Origin of the sequence: Thioalkalivibrio sp. ALJ15, from assembly GCF_000383695.1 — a bacterium.
In the GTDB taxonomy this organism is placed as follows: Bacteria; Pseudomonadota; Gammaproteobacteria; order Ectothiorhodospirales; family Ectothiorhodospiraceae; genus Thioalkalivibrio.
Genome location: NZ_KB912056.1, coordinates 558,433 through 575,171, shown reverse-complemented (window position 1 = coordinate 575,171; position 16,739 = coordinate 558,433). Strand labels below are relative to the sequence as shown.

Sequence of the window (16,739 nt, the reverse complement as noted above, 5' to 3'; positions counted from 1 at the left end):
CAAGGGAAAACAAACGATCTTCAATAGCCCTAGACGTCTCCCGAGGTGGGGCTCAAGCAAGGTGCCAATCGACCTTGCGGGGAACCCTTTTACCGGAGAACTGTTACTCCGTTCGAAGACCCACAAGGCGTCATTGAACGTCAAAGGGTTTAACAGGGGGCAACAAGAAATGGAAAAGATTGTTCAGGATTTTGTTCAGCGGGCGCGCGCCACCTGGCGCCGACGCTGGTGGATTCTGCCGATTGCCTGGATTGTGTGTCTGGGCGGATGGGCTTACATCCAGAGCCTCCCGGATACCTATCAGGCTAATGCGCAGGTGTTCGTCAACACTCAGTCCGTCCTGAACCCGCTGCTGCGCGGGATGACGGTGCGCCCGGATACAGAAGAGCGGCTGCGGATGGTGACGCGCACCCTGCTCAGCCGCGACAACCTGGAGACCATCGCCCGGCAAAGCGACCTGGACGTCTACATGGGTAGTGCCGACCTCGACGCGCAGGTCAGCCTGCTGCGCAGCAGGCTGACCCTGGACGGCGAACGGCGCGAAAACATCTTCACTGTGCGTTTTCGCCACAGCAATCCTGATGTGGCCGAGCGCGTGGTCCGCGAGACGGTGAATCTGTTCATGGAGCGCGGCCTGGGCGACTCGCGCCTGGATCTGAGCACCTCGCAGCGATTCATCGAGCGCCAGATCGAGATCTACGAGCGCCAGCTGCAGGCCAGGGAAGCCGAGATCGAAGACTTCAAGCGGCAGAATGCGCGTTTTATCAGCGGCGACGGCAACTTCTACTCGCGCCTGGAACGCGGCCGCGAACAGGTGGCCCAGGCAGAGCTGCAACTGCGCGAGGCCCACAGCCGCCTGGCCGCATTGCAGCGCCGTGCCGAGGAGAGCCGGTCGGGTGGCGGCACGGTGAGGGCGCAGTACCGCAACCCGGAGCTGGACCGCCGGATCAACGACCTGCAGGAAAACATCGATGCCATGCGGCATCGCTACACCGACGACCACCCCGACATCGTCGCCGCAAGGCGCATCCTCTCGGAGCTGGAAGAGCGCCGCTCGCGCGAAGCCGCCGACTACGCGCGCAACCCGGCGGTCGTACCCATTGGGGCTACCGGGGGTGGCGACGCGCTGCAGGCCGCGATCACCGACGCCGAGAGCGAGATCGCGATGCTGGAGACCCGGATCGAAGAGTTCCAAGCGCGGGTCGCGCGGCTGGAACAGGACGTCGACCGCGCTCCGGCCGTGGAGTCGGAGCTGACCGCGCTGACCCGCAACTACGACGTACTGCGCGACTCCTACCGCCAGCTCCAGAGCCGCCGCGAACAGGCGATCATGTCGGGCGCGGTGGAGTCGGAAACCGACTCGGTCGATTTCCGCGTCCTCGAGCCGCCGCGCCGACCGACAGCCCCCTCGGCACCCGACCGCCCACTGATGGCCACCGGCATCTTGCTGGTCGGTCTGGGCGCGGGCACGGGCTTCGCCTTCCTGCTTTCACAGCTGCGGCGGACGGTCAGCAATCGGCGGCAGCTCGCGGAGATCGCCGGTCGCCCGGTTCTGGGCACCATCTCGGCCGTACGCACACCCCAGATACGGCGCCGCCGCAGGCTGGAGCTGTCGGCCTTTTCAATCGCCCTGGCCACCCTCCTTCTGGTGTATGCCGTGGTCATGGGTCTTTACCTCACCGGATCGGCCGGTGTTCTCGACGAACTGCTGAGCCTGTTGCGATGAACGGCCGCGGCCATCGGCCCGGTGTATCGCACGCAACGCATCAGGGACCGGGATGCATTTGTTCCATGGAGGCGCGGGCCCTGCGGGCCGGCGCACGGCAAGGGGAGCCAGACGCTCATGAGCATCATTGAAAAAGCCCTCGACAAGAGCCGGTCGGCTCCCATACAGCCCCTGCCCGCCGACGCAGCATCCGGACACACGGACCGGGAAGCGGGGGGCACGGAGGCCCCGGCATCCGGGCACGGCGAGCACTCGGCGGCAGCTCGCATCGACTTCGGGCACCTGCGGCGGCAGGGGCTGATCGTGCCCGGCGACCAGCGCTCCACCCTGGCCGAAGAGATCCGCATGATGAAGCGGCCGCTCTTGAACAACGCGTTCGGGCGCCACTCCGCAATGCGGATACCCCGCGGGCGGCTGATCATGGTGACCAGCTCGCTGCCACGCGAGGGCAAGACCTTTCTGACCACCAACCTGGCGATCAGCATGGCGATGGAGGTCGACCGCACGGTATTGCTGGTCGACGCCGATGTGGCCCAGCCGACCGTTCCGAGGGTCCTCGGGTTCGAGGCCGAGCGCGGGCTGATGGATGTCCTCACGGAGCCGGACCTTGGCATCCCCGATGTCCTGATGCGGACCAACATCGAGAACCTCTCGGTGCTGCCCGCCGGGCGCCCGCACGGGCGATCCACCGAGATCCTGGCCAGTGACGGGATGCGGGCCTTGCTGGACGAACTTCACGATCGCTATCAGGACCGCATCATCCTGTTCGATTCCCCCCCGCTACTGGCCACCAGCGAGCCGGGCGTGCTGGCCGCCGGGATGGGACAGGTCGTGATGGTGGTCGACGCCGAGCGCACCCCGGCCGCCTCCGTGGAGAACGCGATGCAGCAGCTCGCCGGCTGCGATGTGGTCCTGACTGCACTCAACCGAGCGCCCTCCACCCCGGGGCTTGGCTATGGCACGGGCTACTATCACGAGCGCCCGTACGGGGAGGTGAGCCATGAGCACTAACCAGGGACGGGTGCGGGTCACACACCGCAGGGAGGCCCCGGTACGGAACGGCCGGGCGATCTGTCTGATCGCCGTGCTGGGCGGCGGCACGCTGGCGCTGCCCGCCTCGGGCCTGGCCACCGAGTGGGACTTCACCCCGCGAGTCACGGTGGGGGTGGAGGCGACCGACAACGTCCGCCTGGCCCCCCGCGGGCAGGAGGATGCGGACCTGATCGGGCATGCGCGCCCCGGCTTCACCCTGCGCCGGGACGGCGTGCGCAATGACACCCGCGTGGACTACCAGCTCAACCATCGCACCCACCTGTCCGAGTCGAGCGAAGACCGCACGACCCACATGCTGCGCGCCCGCAACCAGACCGAGGTCATCGAGGACACGTTCTTTGTCGACGTGACCGCCTCGCGCCGGGAACAGGCCACCTCGCTGCTGGACCCGGTCGGCATCGGCGGCAGCACGCCACGCAGCAACATCGAGGAGACCTCGTATTACAGCGTGTCGCCCAACCTGCAGAACGAGTTCGGCACCTTTGCCCGCCAGGACATTCGCTACACCTACGACGAGCGGCACTACCACCGCAGCAACCGGGCCAGCAGCACGGGCAACCGCGCGGAATACACCCTGGACAGCGGCCCGGCTTTTGATCGCGTGTTCTGGCAGCTGGCGGGCTTCTACGACCGGCTGAAGTACGAAGACGGGCTGGAGGGCGAGTTCAGCGAGATCAGCGCAACCCTCGGGTACAACATTGGCCGCACCCTGCGCGTATTTGGCGTCGTGGGCGAGGAGTTCAACGACTACGAAACCCTGCGCGACGACGACGATGGCAGCTTCTGGGAGGTCGGTGTCGGCTGGACCCCGACACCGGTGACCTCCGTCGAGGCACGTTATGGCGAACGCTTCTTCGGCACAACACGAGCCCTCAGCGCGACGCACCGCAGCCGCCGCGCCAGCTACGGCGTCAGCTATTCCGAGGGCATCAGCTCGACCCGCGATCGGCGCGAATTCATGTTCCTTGACGTGTCCCAACTGGCCGAACTGGAGGGCATGACGTTCGAGGAGATCTTCGACCAGTACACCTTCGAAGAGCTCCAGTTACTGTTCACGAGCGCGCTGGTTACGCAAGAAGCGCTGATCGAGGGGTTCTATCTGACACGCAGTGCCCGTGCGAACTGGCGCTACGATACCGGGCGCAGCGTGTTCGGGGTTACCGGCTACCAGACCCGACGCGAGGCCGAGTTCGACACCGGTGCCGGCATTTTCGAGGACGACAATCGCCGCACCGGCGTGATCGCCTTCTGGGAGCTGACACTGGGGCCGCGCACCACCACGGAGCTGAGCTCCGGGGTCTCGCGCACGGAGTTTCTGGGCAGCGACCGCGAAGACGACTTCTTCTACTTCCGCGCCAGCCTGAACCGCCAGTTCGCCCCGGACCTGCGGGGCAGCCTGGCCTATCGCTATCAGCAGCGGGATTCGAACAGCCGGGTCAACGAATACCGGGAAAACTCGATCATCGCGCTGATCACCAAGGAGTTCTGAGCATGTACGAGAACTTCTATGGGCTGCAGGGCAAGCCCTTCGCCCTCAGCCCGGACCCGAAATTCTTCTACGCCAGCAAGGGCCATCGGCGGGCCATGGCCTACCTCGAATACGGCGTGCAACAGCAGGAGGGTTTCATCGTCATCACCGGCGAGGTCGGGGCCGGCAAGACGACCCTGGTGCGCAGCCTGTTCGAGACACTCGGCACCAAGCGGGTACTCGCGGCACAACTGGTCAGCACTCAGCTGGATGCCGAGAACCTGCTGCGCTCGGTGTGCCTGGCCTTCGGCCTGGAAGGAACCGGCGACGACAAGGCCAGCCAGCTGCGCCACATGGAGCGCTTCCTGCTGAACACGCGTTCACGCGGGCAGCGCGCGCTGCTGGTCGTGGACGAGGCGCAGAACCTGAGCATGGATGCGGTGGAAGAGCTGCGCATGCTGTCCAATTTTCAGGGCGTTGACGGGCCGCTGTTGCAGAGCTTCCTGCTGGGCCAGCCCGAATTTCGCGACATCCTGCGCAGCGAAAACATGCAGCAGCTGCGCCAGCGGGTGATCGCCACCTATCACCTGGGCCCGATGGACGAGGGCGACACCCGGGCCTACGTCGAGCACCGCCTGTCGCGCGTGGGCTGGGAGGGAACACCCCACTTCGCCACCGATATCTGGCCCGTGATCCATGAATTCACCGGCGGCATCCCGCGCAAGGTGAACACCCTGTGCGACCGCCTGCTGCTGATGGGCTATCTCGAGGAGCGCTACGACCTCGACGCCGACGAGGCCCGCCGGGTGATCGACGAGATCGAGGAGGACTTTGGCGCGCAGCAGGAGACGGCCGAGCCGACACCCGGGAACGCCGTGAATGGCGTGATCGATACCGAACGCGCCATTGCCAACGAGCTGACCCTGATCCGTCTGGAGGACAGCTACGAGGCGATGGAAAAACGCCTGGACCGGATCGAGCACGCCCTGGCGATCAACTACCGACAGTCGCAGCGCATCCTCGACGCCCTGGACTCGCTGGACAAGTTTTCGGGCTTCGACCACAAGGAGCTCGCCCGGCACTAGTGCCGGGGAAACCGCCATGCCGTCCGCACCGCCCACCGTAGCCAATGCCCTGACCGTCGATGTCGAAGACTATTTTCAGGTCTCGGCCCTGGCGCCGCATTTCCCGAGCCATTGCTGGGAGAGCCAGGAGTGCCGCGTGGAGTACAACCTCGAGCGGATCCTGGCGCTGTTCGATCATCACCGCGTGCGCGCGACCTTCTTTACCCTTGGCTGGATCGCCGAGCGCTATCCCCAGGCGGTGCGGCGAGTCGTCGACGCCGGGCACGAGCTGGCCAGCCACGGTTACGGGCACCAGCGGGTGACCGAACTGGAGCCTCAGGCATTTCGCGCGGACATCGTCCGCGCCAAGGCCATCCTGGAAGACATCGCCGGTGTCGAGGTGCGCGGCTATCGCGCCCCCAGCTTCTCGATCGGCGAGGGCAACCTGTGGGCGCTCGACCTGCTGGCCGAAACGGGCCACACCTACAGCTCGAGCATCTATCCGGTCCAGCACGATCACTACGGCACGCCGAGCGCGCCGCGCCACCCCTATCGCCCGCGTGGGCCCCAGGGCGTGCTGGAACTACCCCCGGCCACCCTGCGCGTGGCTGGCCGCAATCTGCCGGCGGCCGGTGGCGGCTACTTTCGGCTGCTGCCCTATGCGGTCTCCCGCCAGGCGTTACGGAGGATCAATAACAAAGACGGTTTGTCCGGGGTGTTCTATTTCCACCCCTGGGAGATCGATCCCGGACAACCGCGTGTCCCCGGCGTGAGCGCCAGGACGCGTTTTCGTCACTACCTCAACCTCGGGCGTACGGAACGTCGACTGCAGCGGCTGCTGCAGGACTTCCGCTGGGGCCGCATGGACCAGGTCTTTGCCCACCTCCTCGCCAGCCCGGCGCCGCCAACCCCGACGACAGCGAACAGCCATGCTCAAGTCCACTGACCAGCGACCCACGACCACGCGCGCGACCGCGTTGCGGGTCCAGGACCTCACGCCTGCCGATGTTGCCCGGTGGGATGCCTTTGTCGAGACCTGCCCGGTGGCGACGTTCTTCCATCGCGCGGGCTGGCAGACGGTTATCGAACAGGCCTTCGGGCACTCGACCCATTTCCTGTTTGCCGAAGGCCCGAACGGGATCGAGGGTGTCCTGCCCCTGGCGCGCGTGCGCAGCTTTCTGTTCGGCCATTCCCTGGTTTCGCTGCCGTTCTGTGTGTACGGCGGCATCGCCGCGCGCACTGAAGAGGCCTTCGTGGCCCTGGACAACCGGGCCCGGGAGCTCGCGCAGCAATACAAGGTGGATTATCTCGAGTACCGCCATATGGCGCCCTACCACCCGGACCGACCGACCAAGCACCTGTATGTGACCTTTCGCAAGGAGATGGCGAAAGAGGTCGAAGAGAACCTGGAGGCGATCCCGCGCAAACAGCGGCGCATGGTGCGCAAGGGCATCAAGGCCGGCCTGGTCAGCGAGATCGACCGGGACATCGAGCGATTCTTCCCGATCTATGCGGCCAACGTGCATCGCATGGGGACGCCCGTGTTCAGCCGGCGCTACTTCCGCATCCTGCGAACCGTGTTCGGCGACGACTGCCGGATCCTGACCGTCACCGACGCGGGGACCCCTGTGGCCAGCGTGCTCAACTTCTACTTCCGCGACCAGGTCCTGCCCTACTACGGCGGCGGCACGCCGCGCGCCCGCGAGGTAGCCGGGTATGACTTCATGTACTGGGAGGTGATGCGCCGGGCCTGCGAGTCGGGTCTGCGCCTCTTCGATTTTGGCCGCAGCAAGCGCGATACCGGGTCATTCAGCTTCAAGAAGAACTGGGGCTTCGAGCCCCAGCCCCTGTACTACGAGTACGACCTGGTGCGTGCCCGGGCCATGCCCGACGTGAACCCGCTCAACCCGAAGTACCGCTACTTCATCCAGGCGTGGCAGCGACTGCCGCTGGCGGTGGCCAACCGGGTGGGGCCCTGGCTGTCCCGCAATCTCGGGTAGTGCTCGTGACCGTTATTAAACACCCCAGCACACCCGGGGACGGGTCGCACTGGGGCTTCCGTTTCGACCGCAGCAGCGGGTGAGCTTGCAATGGATGCCGTACTTTATCTGACCCATCGAATCCCGTGGCCGCCCAACAAGGGCGACAAGATTCGCTCGTACCATATCCTGCGCGATCTGACGCGGCGCTACCGGGTCTACCTGGGCACCTTTATCGACGACCCGGCCGATGCGGCCTACGTCAAAGAGCTGGAGCGCTGCTGCGCGGGCGTCTGCGTGCGCCCGCTCTCGCCGGGGCGCGCAAAATGGCGCGCCCTGCGCGGACTGCTGACACAGGAGCCGCTGACCCTCCCCTGGTATCGCGATGCGGCGCTGCAGCGCTGGGTCGACCGGGTACTGGAACAGCAGGAGATCTCGCGCGCGCTGGTGTTCTCCTCGGCCATGGCGCAATACCTCCCGCCCCGGGCCCGCCTGACGCGGGTGGTGGACTTCGTCGATGTCGACTCCGACAAGTGGACCCAGTACGCCGCCAGCAAGCCCTGGCCGATGAGCGCGATCTACCGCCGCGAAGGACGCCAGTTGTTGCGCTATGAACGACAGGTCGCGGCGCGCAGCGAGGCCAGCCTGTTCGTATCACCGGACGAAGCCGCGGCATTTCGGGCCCTGGCGCCGGAGAGTGCCGAGCGGGTGCATGCACTGAACAACGGCGTCGATGCGGCGTACTTCGACCCGCAGCACCTCCCGAAGAAAGGCCCCTATCCGGACCGGGTCCAGCCGATCGTGTTCAGCGGGGCCATGGACTACTGGCCGAACGTGGAGGCGGTGGTCTGGTTCGCGGAATCCGTCCTGCCACGCATTCGCCAGGTTCACCCGGATGTGCGTTTTTACATTGTCGGCAGCCGGCCCGCGCCGGAGGTCCGCGAACTGGAGCGCCAGCCGGGCGTCGAGGTCGTGGGACCAGTGGAAGACATGCGCCCCTGGGTCGGCGGTGCCGCGGTTTCGGTGGCGCCCCTGCGGATCGCGCGCGGAGTCCAGAACAAGGTGCTCGAGGCCATGGCGCTGGCGCGGCCGGTCGTGGCCTCCCCGCAGGCGCTCGAGGGGATCACCGCCGTACGCGATGACGAGGTGATCGAGGCCGAGACCGACCCCGAGGTGTTCGCCCGCGCGGTCCTGCAGTGCCTGGAACAGCCCGATCCCGAGATGGCCGCCCGCGCCCGCCGACGCATCACCACGGACTACGACTGGGGCCGCAACCTCGCGTGCCTGCACGACTATCTCGAGAGCGGGCTGGCGCACGAGGGCGAGGCGATCGTCTCCCGGGGGGATGCATGAGCACGCCGGCCACTGTGATGTCCCAGCCGCTGGTGCAACGGTGGTGGGCGCCCGTGCTGGCACTGGCCGCCCTGATTGCGACCACGCTGGTCGTGTTCGCGCCCACATTCGTCTCGATGGTGGATACCTGGGCGCGTTCGGATACCTTCGCGCATGGATTCCTGGTCGTACCGATCGTCCTGTTTCTGGTCTATCTCAAGCGTGACGAGCTGGCGGCTGTATCGCCGCGCCCCTATCCCCTGGCGCTGGTCCCGATCGTGCTGCTGGGGCTCGCCTGGGTCATGGGCGAGCTGGTGGATGTCATCTCGGTGCGCCAGTTCGCCGCAACCCTGATGATCCCCTTCCTGGTGTGGCTGGTCATGGGCACCACAGTCGTGCGCGTCCTGCAGTTCCCGCTGGCCTACCTGCTGTTCGCCGTCCCGCTGGGCGAATTCCTGGTGCCTCCGCTGATGGACTTCACCGCGGAGTTCACCGTCGCGGCGGTTCAACTGTCCGGGATACCGATCTACCGCGACGGCCTGCACTTCGAACTGCCGACCGGACGCTGGTCGGTGATCGAGGCCTGCAGCGGTGTGCGCTATCTGATTGCGTCGGTCGCGCTGGGGACGCTGTACGCCTATCTGATGTACCGCAGCCTCTGGCGGCGGCTGGCCTTTGTCGGTGTCGCGATCATCGTGCCGATCATCGCCAATGGCCTGCGCGCCTACATGATCGTGATGATCGGACACCTGAGCGACATGGAGTATGCCGCGGGCGTCGACCACCTGATCTACGGGTGGGTCTTCTTCGGTGTCGTGATCTTTCTGATGTTCTGGATCGGGGCCTTCTGGCGCGAGGATGGGGCAGCCGGGGAGCCCGCCCGCCGAGTCCCGGCACGAGCCCAGCAAACCGGGGCCATGGGCTTTGCTCATATGGCCGTGATCGCCGCGCTGGTGGTCACACTGGGTCCCGTCTATGCCCACTGGATGGACACCCGGGATCTCGGCCCGATACAGGGCCTGGGCACCGGACCGATCGTTCCTTCCGGCTGGACCGCCGTGCCCGCTCGGGAGCGGCCCGGCTGGCAGCCCGGCTACCAGTTCATGCGTGCGGAGCGCGGGGGCTGGGTCGTAAACGATTCACAGGTGGAGGTCGGCATGCACGTAGGCTTCTACCGCGAACAGGCGCGCCACGGAAACATGCTCGGCTGGCACAACACGCTGGCGGGCCGGGAGCGGGCCGAATGGAGCCAGGCCCGGCGCGGCCAGGCGGAGGTCGCGGGCTATCCCGATCCGCAGCGGGTCCTGCTGCGCGGGCGCCAGCAGCAGATGGTGGCCTGGCAGTGGTACTGGGCGAACGGGCATCTCACCACCCGGCCCTTCGAGGTCAAGGCCCGCGAGGCCATTAGCCGACTGCTGGGCGGGCGCGACGACGCCGCGCTGATCGTAATCTACGCCGAATACCACGACGAACCGCAGCAGGCCGAGGATGCGATACGCGCCTATGTGGAGGCCGCGATGCCGCAGGTGCTGGAACGGCTGCAGGACGTGAACCAGCGATGAGCGCCCTGGCATCCAAGGGGAGTGCCGCCGACCCGCGCCCATGCGTGGCCCATGTCATCCATCGCCTGGATGTCGGCGGCATGGAGAACGGACTGGTCAACCTGCTCAACCACATGCCCGCCGAGCGCTACCGGCACGCGATCATCTGCATGACCGACTACACGCGGTTCAGCGAGCGCCTGCAGCGGGAGGACATCAGCCTGCATGCCCTGCACAAGCGCGAGGGCAAGGACCTGGGCGTACACCGGCGCCTGTGGCGGCTGCTGCGCGAACTGCGCCCCGCGATCGTCCACACCCGCAATCTGGCAACACTGGAGGGGCAGGTCACCGCCGCCCTGGCCGGCGTGCGCGCCCGGGTACATGGCGAGCACGGCTGGGACATCGCCGACCTCGATGGCTCCCGCGACAAGCATCGTTACATGCGACGGTTGGTGCGCCCCCTGGTCGGCCGGTACATCGCCCTGTCGCGCCATCAGATGGACTACCTGCAGCAACGGGTTGGTGTCGGAACCAAGCGGCTGACGCACATCTGTAACGGGGTGGATACCGGGCGATTCCACCCGCGCGAGGGCACCCGCACAGGCCCCTGGCCCCCGGGCTTTGCCGGCCCGGAGGACATCGTGATCGGGAGCGTGATGCGGATGCAGGCAGTGAAGGCCCCGCTGGACCTGGTAGAGGCATTCATTGCCCTGCGCGAAAACACCCCGGTGCCCTTCGACCGTCTTCGCCTGGTGATCGTGGGAGACGGCCCGCTGAGGGAACAGGCCCGCCAGCGCCTGGAGGCCGCCGGAGTCGCGCAACAGGCATGGCTGCCGGGGGCCCGCGAGGACATCCCGCAGTGCCTGCGGGCGATGGACCTCTTTGTCCTCCCCTCTCTGGCCGAGGGGATCTGCAACACCATCCTCGAGGCCATGGCCTCCGGGCTTCCGGTGATCGCGACCGACGTTGGCGGCAATCCTGACCTGGTGACCCCCGGAAACACGGGGGCCCTGGTCCCCGCAGGGGCGCCGGCCGCCCTCGCCGAGGCCATCCGTGATGCGCTCGCCAGTCCGGATACCCGCAAGCGCATGGGACAGGCGGCCCGCATTCGCGCCGAGGCCGCATTCAGCATGGACGCCATGGTGGCCGGCTACCTCGGGGTCTACGACAGCCTGCTGGACAGGGCCAACGCCCGAACCCCCTCGGTTCGGGCAAGGGGCCGCCGGCGACAACACGAAACGATGGGGCGCTGACATGTGCGGTATCGCCGGTATTTTCGATCTGCACGGGCGGCGCCCGATTGACCGCGCCTGTCTGGAGGGCATGAATGCCACCCAGTTCCACCGGGGCCCGGACGAAGGCGGTATCCACCTGGAGCCCGGGGTCGGGCTGGCGCATCGCCGCCTGTCGATCATCGACCTTGCCAGTGGCCAGCAGCCACTGTTCAACGAGGATGGAAGCGTCGTCGTCACCTACAACGGCGAGATCTACAACTTCCCGGAGTTGACCCATGAACTCCAGCGGGCGGGCCATCGCTTTCGTACCCACTGCGATACGGAAGTCATCGTGCACGCCTGGGAGGAATGGGGCGAGGACTGCGTCCAGCGCTTTCGCGGGATGTTCGCTTTCGCCCTCTGGGACCGCCACACCCAGACCCTGTTTCTGGCCCGCGATCGCCTGGGCATCAAGCCGCTTTACTACAGCACGCTGCCGGATGGCCAGCTGATCTTTGGCTCCGAACTCAAGGTCCTGCTGGCCCATCCCGGGCAGACACGCGAGCTCGACCCCTGCGCGGTAGAGGAATACTTCGCGTATGGCTATGTGCCCGAGCCGCGCAGCATTCTGGGCGGCGTCCACAAGCTTCCACCGGGGCATACGCTGACCGTACGGCGCAACCAGCGCTCCGCCGCCAGCCCGCGTGCGTACTGGGATGTCCCCTTTGCGACAACCGCCCCCATCGGCATGTCGGAGGCGGCGGAGGAGTTGACCGAACGCCTGCGCGAGGCCGTGCGCATCCGCATGGTGGCCGAGGTGCCGCTGGGCGCCTTCCTGTCGGGGGGCGTGGATTCCAGCGCCGTGGTGGCGATGATGGCCGGGCTCTCCACCGAGCCCGTGCGCACCTGTTCCATCGGCTTTGCCGACCCCGCCTATGACGAGTCGCGCTATGCCCGGGAGGTCGCCGAGCGTTACGCGACAGAGCATCACAACCGCGAGGTCGACCCCGATGACTTTGCCCTGCTGGGACGCCTGGGCGATCTCTACGATGAACCCTTTGCCGACAGCTCGGCCCTGCCGACCTACCGCGTCTGCGAGCAGGCCCGCCGACAGGTCGTGGTCGCGCTGTCCGGTGACGGGGGCGACGAAAACCTGGCGGGCTATCGCCGGTATCGGCACCACCTCGCCGAGGAACGCCTGCGCAACCCGCTGCCCCTGGGCCTGCGGCGGGTCCTGTTCGGCAGCCTGGCCCAGGTCTATCCCAAGGCGGACTGGGCGCCGCGCCCGCTGCGCGCCCGGGCGACCTTCCAGGCACTGGCGCGGGATGCGGTCGAGGGATATTTCCAGGGCGTGTCGGTGCTGCGCGACGAGCAGCGCAACTCTCTGTTCTCGCCCGCATTCCGCCGCGAGCTGCAGGGCTACGGGGCGGTCGAGGTGCTGCGCGCCCATGCCGGGCGGGCCCCGACCGACGACCCGCTCTCGCTGGTGCAGTACCTGGACCTCAAGACCTACCTCCCGGGCGACATCCTGACCAAGGTCGACCGCGCCAGCATGGCGCACTCGCTGGAGGTCCGCGTACCGCTGCTGGATCACCCGCTGGTGGAGTGGGCCTCCACGCTCGCACCGGAACTGAAGCTGCGCGACGGCGAAGGCAAGGCGGTCCTGAAAAAGGCAATGGAGCCCTACCTGCCCCACTCGATTCTCTATCGGCGCAAGCGGGGCTTCGCCGTACCCCTGGCCAACTGGTTCCGGGGGCCACTGCGCGAGGCGATGCACGAGCGGGTACTGGGCGAGCAGATGCGTGATTCCGGGCTGTTCGACGAGCACACCCTCAGGCGTCTGGTCGACGAGCACGGCCGGGGCGCGCGCGATCACAGCGCGGCATTGTGGTCGCTGATGATGTTCCAGACCTTTCTGGACAAGGTGCAACCGACCAGCCCGCGCAGCGGCTGCGTCCTGCCTGGAGCCTAGCCATGTATGGACGCCACCCGGTTGCCGATGCCTCGCGTGCCACTCGTGCCATCCTCAGCAACCTACTGGCCCAGGGAGCTCCGAGGCTCTACGTACGCCTGACCCACGAGACCGGCCGTGGCCGTGGCGCGGAGACGGCGGAATCCGTGGCGCAGTACTTCACCACCTGTTTCTTCGACTACTTCGATCAGCTGGGGGTCCCGCCCGAGGCGATCGAGGACGCCCTTCGCGACAAGCACCTGCTGGAGTACGGGCCCGGCGACGTGCCCGGCGTGGCGCTGCTAATGCTGGCCCATGGCGCGGCCCGGGTAACCTGCGTTGACCGCTTTGCGCTGTCGCAGCGCAGCCCCTTTCAGCTGGAGGTCCTGCAGTGCCTGCTGGACGGCCTGGGCCCCGAGGCCCACGAACAGGCGGCCGCGTGCTTCGAGCGCCCCGGCGATCCGGCCTCGGGGTTTCGCAGCGAGCGGCTGGAATACCGCGTGACCCGGGATGGGCTGTCGGGCCTGAACGCCGAGGTCGACCTGATCTATTCGCGCGCGGTGCTGGAACACGTCAATGACCTGGAAGCGACCTTTCGCGACATGGCGACGGCCCTGAAACCAGGGGCGCTGGCGGTCCATCAGGTGGACCTCAAGAGCCATGGCCTGCACCGTGAAAACCCGCTCGACTTTCTCACCTGGCCGGTGGGCCTGTGGCACTGGATGTATGCCGGCAAGGGTGTCCCGAACCGCTGGCGTCTGGACCGCTACCGGCAGGCAATCAAGCGTGCAGGACTCGTGGTTCGGCATCTCGAGTCCACGGCCGAGGCACTGGACGAGGATGTGGCTGCAGTGGCCCCTTATCTGGCCGAACCATTTCGCGGGCTCGACAAGGCCACGCTGCGCTGCCTGGGATTCTGGCTCGTGGTGACCCGCCCGGCGCCCGACGACGAAACGAGGGCTGCGGCATGAAGATCCTCCACGTCCTCGACCATTCCATCCCGCTGCACAGCGGGTACACCTTCCGCACTGCGGCCATCCTGCGCGAGCAGCGCCGCAGGGGCTGGCAGACCTGTCATCTGACCAGCCCCAAGCATACCGGCGCGAACGCGGACGAGGAGACGATCGACGGCCTGCATTTCTACCGCACGGCCTACAACCCGAGCGCGATCCCGGGGATCGAGCAATGGGGGTTGATGCAGGCACTGACCCAGCGGCTGACCCGCGTCGCCTGCCAGGTCGCGCCCGACATCATCCATGCGCACTCGCCCGCGCTGAATGCCCTGCCGGCCCTGCGTGCCGGTCGCCGGCTGGGCATCCCGGTGGTCTACGAGGTGCGGGCATTCTGGGAGGACGCCGCGGTCGACCATGGCACCGCCCGCGAATATGGCCTGCGTTACCGCCTGACGCGGGAGCTGGAGACCTATGCCCTGAAGCGCGTGGGGCATGTCACCACCATCTGCGAGGGACTGCGCCGCGACATCATCGCGCGCGGCATCCCGGCCGAGCGGGTCACCGTGATCCCCAATGCGGTGGACGCGGATGACTTCCACCTGGGCGGTCAGCCCGATCCCGCCCTGAAGGCCGAACTGGGTCTGGGTGACGCCCGTGTGCTCGGCTTTCTCGGGTCTTTTTATGCCTACGAGGGACTGGATACCCTGCTCGAGGCCTTTCCGCTTATCCAGGCCCGGGCGCCCGACGTACGCATCCTGCTGGTCGGGGGCGGCCCGCAAGCCGAGCGCCTGAAGGCCCAGGCCGAACGCCTCGGCATCCAGGACCGCGTCATCTTCACCGGGCGCGTCCCGCATCACCAGGTGCAGCGCTACTACGACCTGGTCGACCTGCTCGTGTATCCACGCCATTCGATGCGCCTGACCGACCTGGTCACGCCGCTGAAACCACTGGAGGCAATGGCCCAGGGGCGCCTGCTGGTGGCATCGGACGTGGGCGGGCACCGGGAGCTGATCCGGGATGGCGAGACCGGCTGGCTGTTCCCAGCCGACAACCCCGAGGCCCTGGCCACCCGGGTGCTGGAGACGCTCGAGCACCCCGAACACTGGCCACGGGTGCGGGAGAACGGACGGCGTTTCGTGGAACAGGAGCGCACCTGGGCGGCGAGTGTCGCACGCTACCAGTCGGTCTACGACGGGCTGCGGGCCCGGCCGGAGGTGCTGCGTGCCGGATGACGGGCGCCCACGTCTGGTGGTCTTCACGCGCGTGTACCCGAACGCGGCGCAACCCAATCTGGGACTGTTCGTGCGCGAGCGCATGCGCCGTGTCGCCGAACATCTCGACCTGGTCGTCGTGGCCCCGGCGCCCTGGTTCCCGTTCCAGAACTGGCTGGGACGCCTGCGTCCGCACGCCCGACCGCCGCTGCCGGCCTTCGAGCGGCAGGGGTCGATTCACGTCTACCACCCTCGTTTCCTGTGTATCCCGGGCCTGTTCAAGTGGACCGACGGCTTCTTTCAGGCGCTCGGCAGTCTGCGCCTGATGCGTCGGCTGCAGCGCGAGTTCGGCTTCGACGTAATCGATGCCCATTTCATCTATCCCGACGGGGTCGCCGCGCGCTGGCTGTCACGCTGGTTGAACCGCCCCTGCACCATCACCCTGCGCGGCAGCCTGAACCGTTTCCGCGACCGGCCGCTGCACCGGGCGCAGATTCGCCGGGCGCTGGAGGATGCGGCGCGGGTGTTCTCGGTGGCCGGGGCGCTGCGCGACGAGGCGCTGGACTGGGGCATCGAGCCCGACCATGTGCAGGTCGTGGGGAACGGGGCCGATCTCGACCGCTTCAAGCCTGAGGACCGGACCGAGGCCCGGCAGCGCCTGGGCCTGCCCGCCGAGGGGCGGTTCCTGATCTCCGTCGGCGGGCTCTCCGAGCGCAAGGGCTTTCACCGCGTGATCGCGACCCTGCCCGAACTGCTGCAACAGCACCCGGACCTGCATCTGGTGATTGCCGGCGGCGGCACCCCCGAGGGCAACAACGAGGCCGAGCTGCGCCAGCAGGTCCAGGCACTGGGGCTGCAGGACCGGGTGTGGTTCCTCGGGCCCGTCGCGCCCGACGAGCTGCGGTTCGTGTACTCCGCGGGGGACTTGTTCGTGCTCGCCACACGCTTTGAAGGCTGGGCGAATGTCTTCCTGGAGGCCTCGGCCTGCGGGCTGCCCATCGTCACCACGGATGTAGGGGGCAACGCCGAGGTCGTCGCCTCGGAGCAGGTGGGGCTGATCGTCCCGTACGGGGATCATGACGCACTGCGCGCGGCGATCCACGAGGCCCTGGGGCGCGAGTGGGACCGCGCGGCGATCCTGGCCCATGCGCGGGCGAATGACTGGCGGGTGCGGATACCCGAACTGGTCGCGGCCTTCGAGACGATCGCCGGGCCCGTCGGACATCGCCTGCCACGGCGCGCCTGAA

13 protein-coding genes are annotated in these 16,739 nt (G+C 67.3%); all 13 read left to right on the top strand.

The window, feature by feature from the left end; genetic code table 11:
- The first annotated feature begins 169 nt into the window (after positions 1-169).
- The 13 genes from G015_RS0102685 to G015_RS0102625 all read left to right on the top strand — a co-directional run bounded on the left by G015_RS0102685 (position 170) and on the right by G015_RS0102625 (position 16,738).
- Positions 170-1,726, top strand: a complete 1,557-nt coding sequence (locus tag G015_RS0102685) for an XrtA system polysaccharide chain length determinant (RefSeq protein ID WP_018139498.1) — start codon at positions 170-172, stop codon at positions 1,724-1,726.
- 117 nt (positions 1,727-1,843) lie between these two features.
- Positions 1,844-2,737, top strand: a complete 894-nt coding sequence (locus G015_RS0102680) for an XrtA-associated tyrosine autokinase (protein ID WP_018139499.1) — start codon at positions 1,844-1,846, stop codon at positions 2,735-2,737.
- A 73-nt stretch (positions 2,738-2,810) separates the two neighbouring features.
- Complete coding sequence (locus G015_RS0102675; RefSeq protein WP_018139500.1) at positions 2,811-4,268, top strand: TIGR03016 family PEP-CTERM system-associated outer membrane protein; 1,458 nt, start codon at positions 2,811-2,813, stop codon at positions 4,266-4,268.
- A 2-nt stretch (positions 4,269-4,270) separates the two neighbouring features.
- Entirely contained in the window at positions 4,271-5,332 is a 1,062-nt protein-coding gene (locus G015_RS0102670; RefSeq protein ID WP_020146122.1) for an XrtA/PEP-CTERM system-associated ATPase, read from the top strand.
- A gap of 16 nt (positions 5,333-5,348) precedes the next feature.
- Positions 5,349-6,257: an XrtA system polysaccharide deacetylase gene (locus G015_RS0102665; RefSeq protein WP_019592347.1), complete on the top strand. Its 909-nt coding sequence runs from the start codon at positions 5,349-5,351 to the stop codon at positions 6,255-6,257.
- Positions 6,241-7,311: a FemAB family XrtA/PEP-CTERM system-associated protein gene (locus tag G015_RS0102660; RefSeq protein ID WP_018993301.1), complete on the top strand. Its 1,071-nt coding sequence runs from the start codon at positions 6,241-6,243 to the stop codon at positions 7,309-7,311. The genes G015_RS0102665 and G015_RS0102660 overlap by 17 nt, the downstream gene beginning before the upstream one ends.
- A 90-nt stretch (positions 7,312-7,401) precedes the next feature.
- Positions 7,402-8,643, top strand: coding sequence for a TIGR03087 family PEP-CTERM/XrtA system glycosyltransferase (locus tag G015_RS0102655; RefSeq protein ID WP_020146121.1), 1,242 nt, complete (start codon positions 7,402-7,404; stop codon positions 8,641-8,643).
- Positions 8,640-10,184 carry an exosortase A gene (gene xrtA, locus G015_RS0102650; RefSeq protein ID WP_018139505.1) on the top strand — a complete coding sequence of 515 codons (1,545 nt, stop codon included), beginning with the start codon at positions 8,640-8,642 and terminating at the stop codon, positions 10,182-10,184. The genes G015_RS0102655 and xrtA overlap by 4 nt, the downstream gene beginning before the upstream one ends.
- Entirely contained in the window at positions 10,181-11,416 is a 1,236-nt protein-coding gene (locus G015_RS0102645; RefSeq protein WP_018139506.1) for a TIGR03088 family PEP-CTERM/XrtA system glycosyltransferase, read from the top strand. The genes xrtA and G015_RS0102645 overlap by 4 nt, the downstream gene beginning before the upstream one ends.
- Position 11,417: 1 nt before the next feature.
- Positions 11,418-13,349, top strand: a complete 1,932-nt coding sequence (locus tag G015_RS0102640) for an XrtA/PEP-CTERM system amidotransferase (RefSeq protein WP_020146120.1) — start codon at positions 11,418-11,420, stop codon at positions 13,347-13,349.
- Positions 13,350-13,351: 2 nt separating this feature from the next.
- The gene (locus G015_RS0102635; protein ID WP_020146119.1) at positions 13,352-14,299 is read left to right on the top strand and encodes a methyltransferase domain-containing protein; all 948 of its coding nucleotides are present in this window, start codon (positions 13,352-13,354) and stop codon (positions 14,297-14,299) included.
- Positions 14,296-15,513, top strand: a complete 1,218-nt coding sequence (locus G015_RS0102630; RefSeq protein WP_018175010.1) for a TIGR04063 family PEP-CTERM/XrtA system glycosyltransferase — start codon at positions 14,296-14,298, stop codon at positions 15,511-15,513. The genes G015_RS0102635 and G015_RS0102630 overlap by 4 nt, the downstream gene beginning before the upstream one ends.
- Positions 15,503-16,738, top strand: coding sequence for a glycosyltransferase (locus G015_RS0102625; protein WP_018994393.1), 1,236 nt, complete (start codon positions 15,503-15,505; stop codon positions 16,736-16,738). Before G015_RS0102630 ends, G015_RS0102625 begins: the two co-directional genes overlap by 11 nt.
- Position 16,739: the final 1 nt, after the last annotated feature.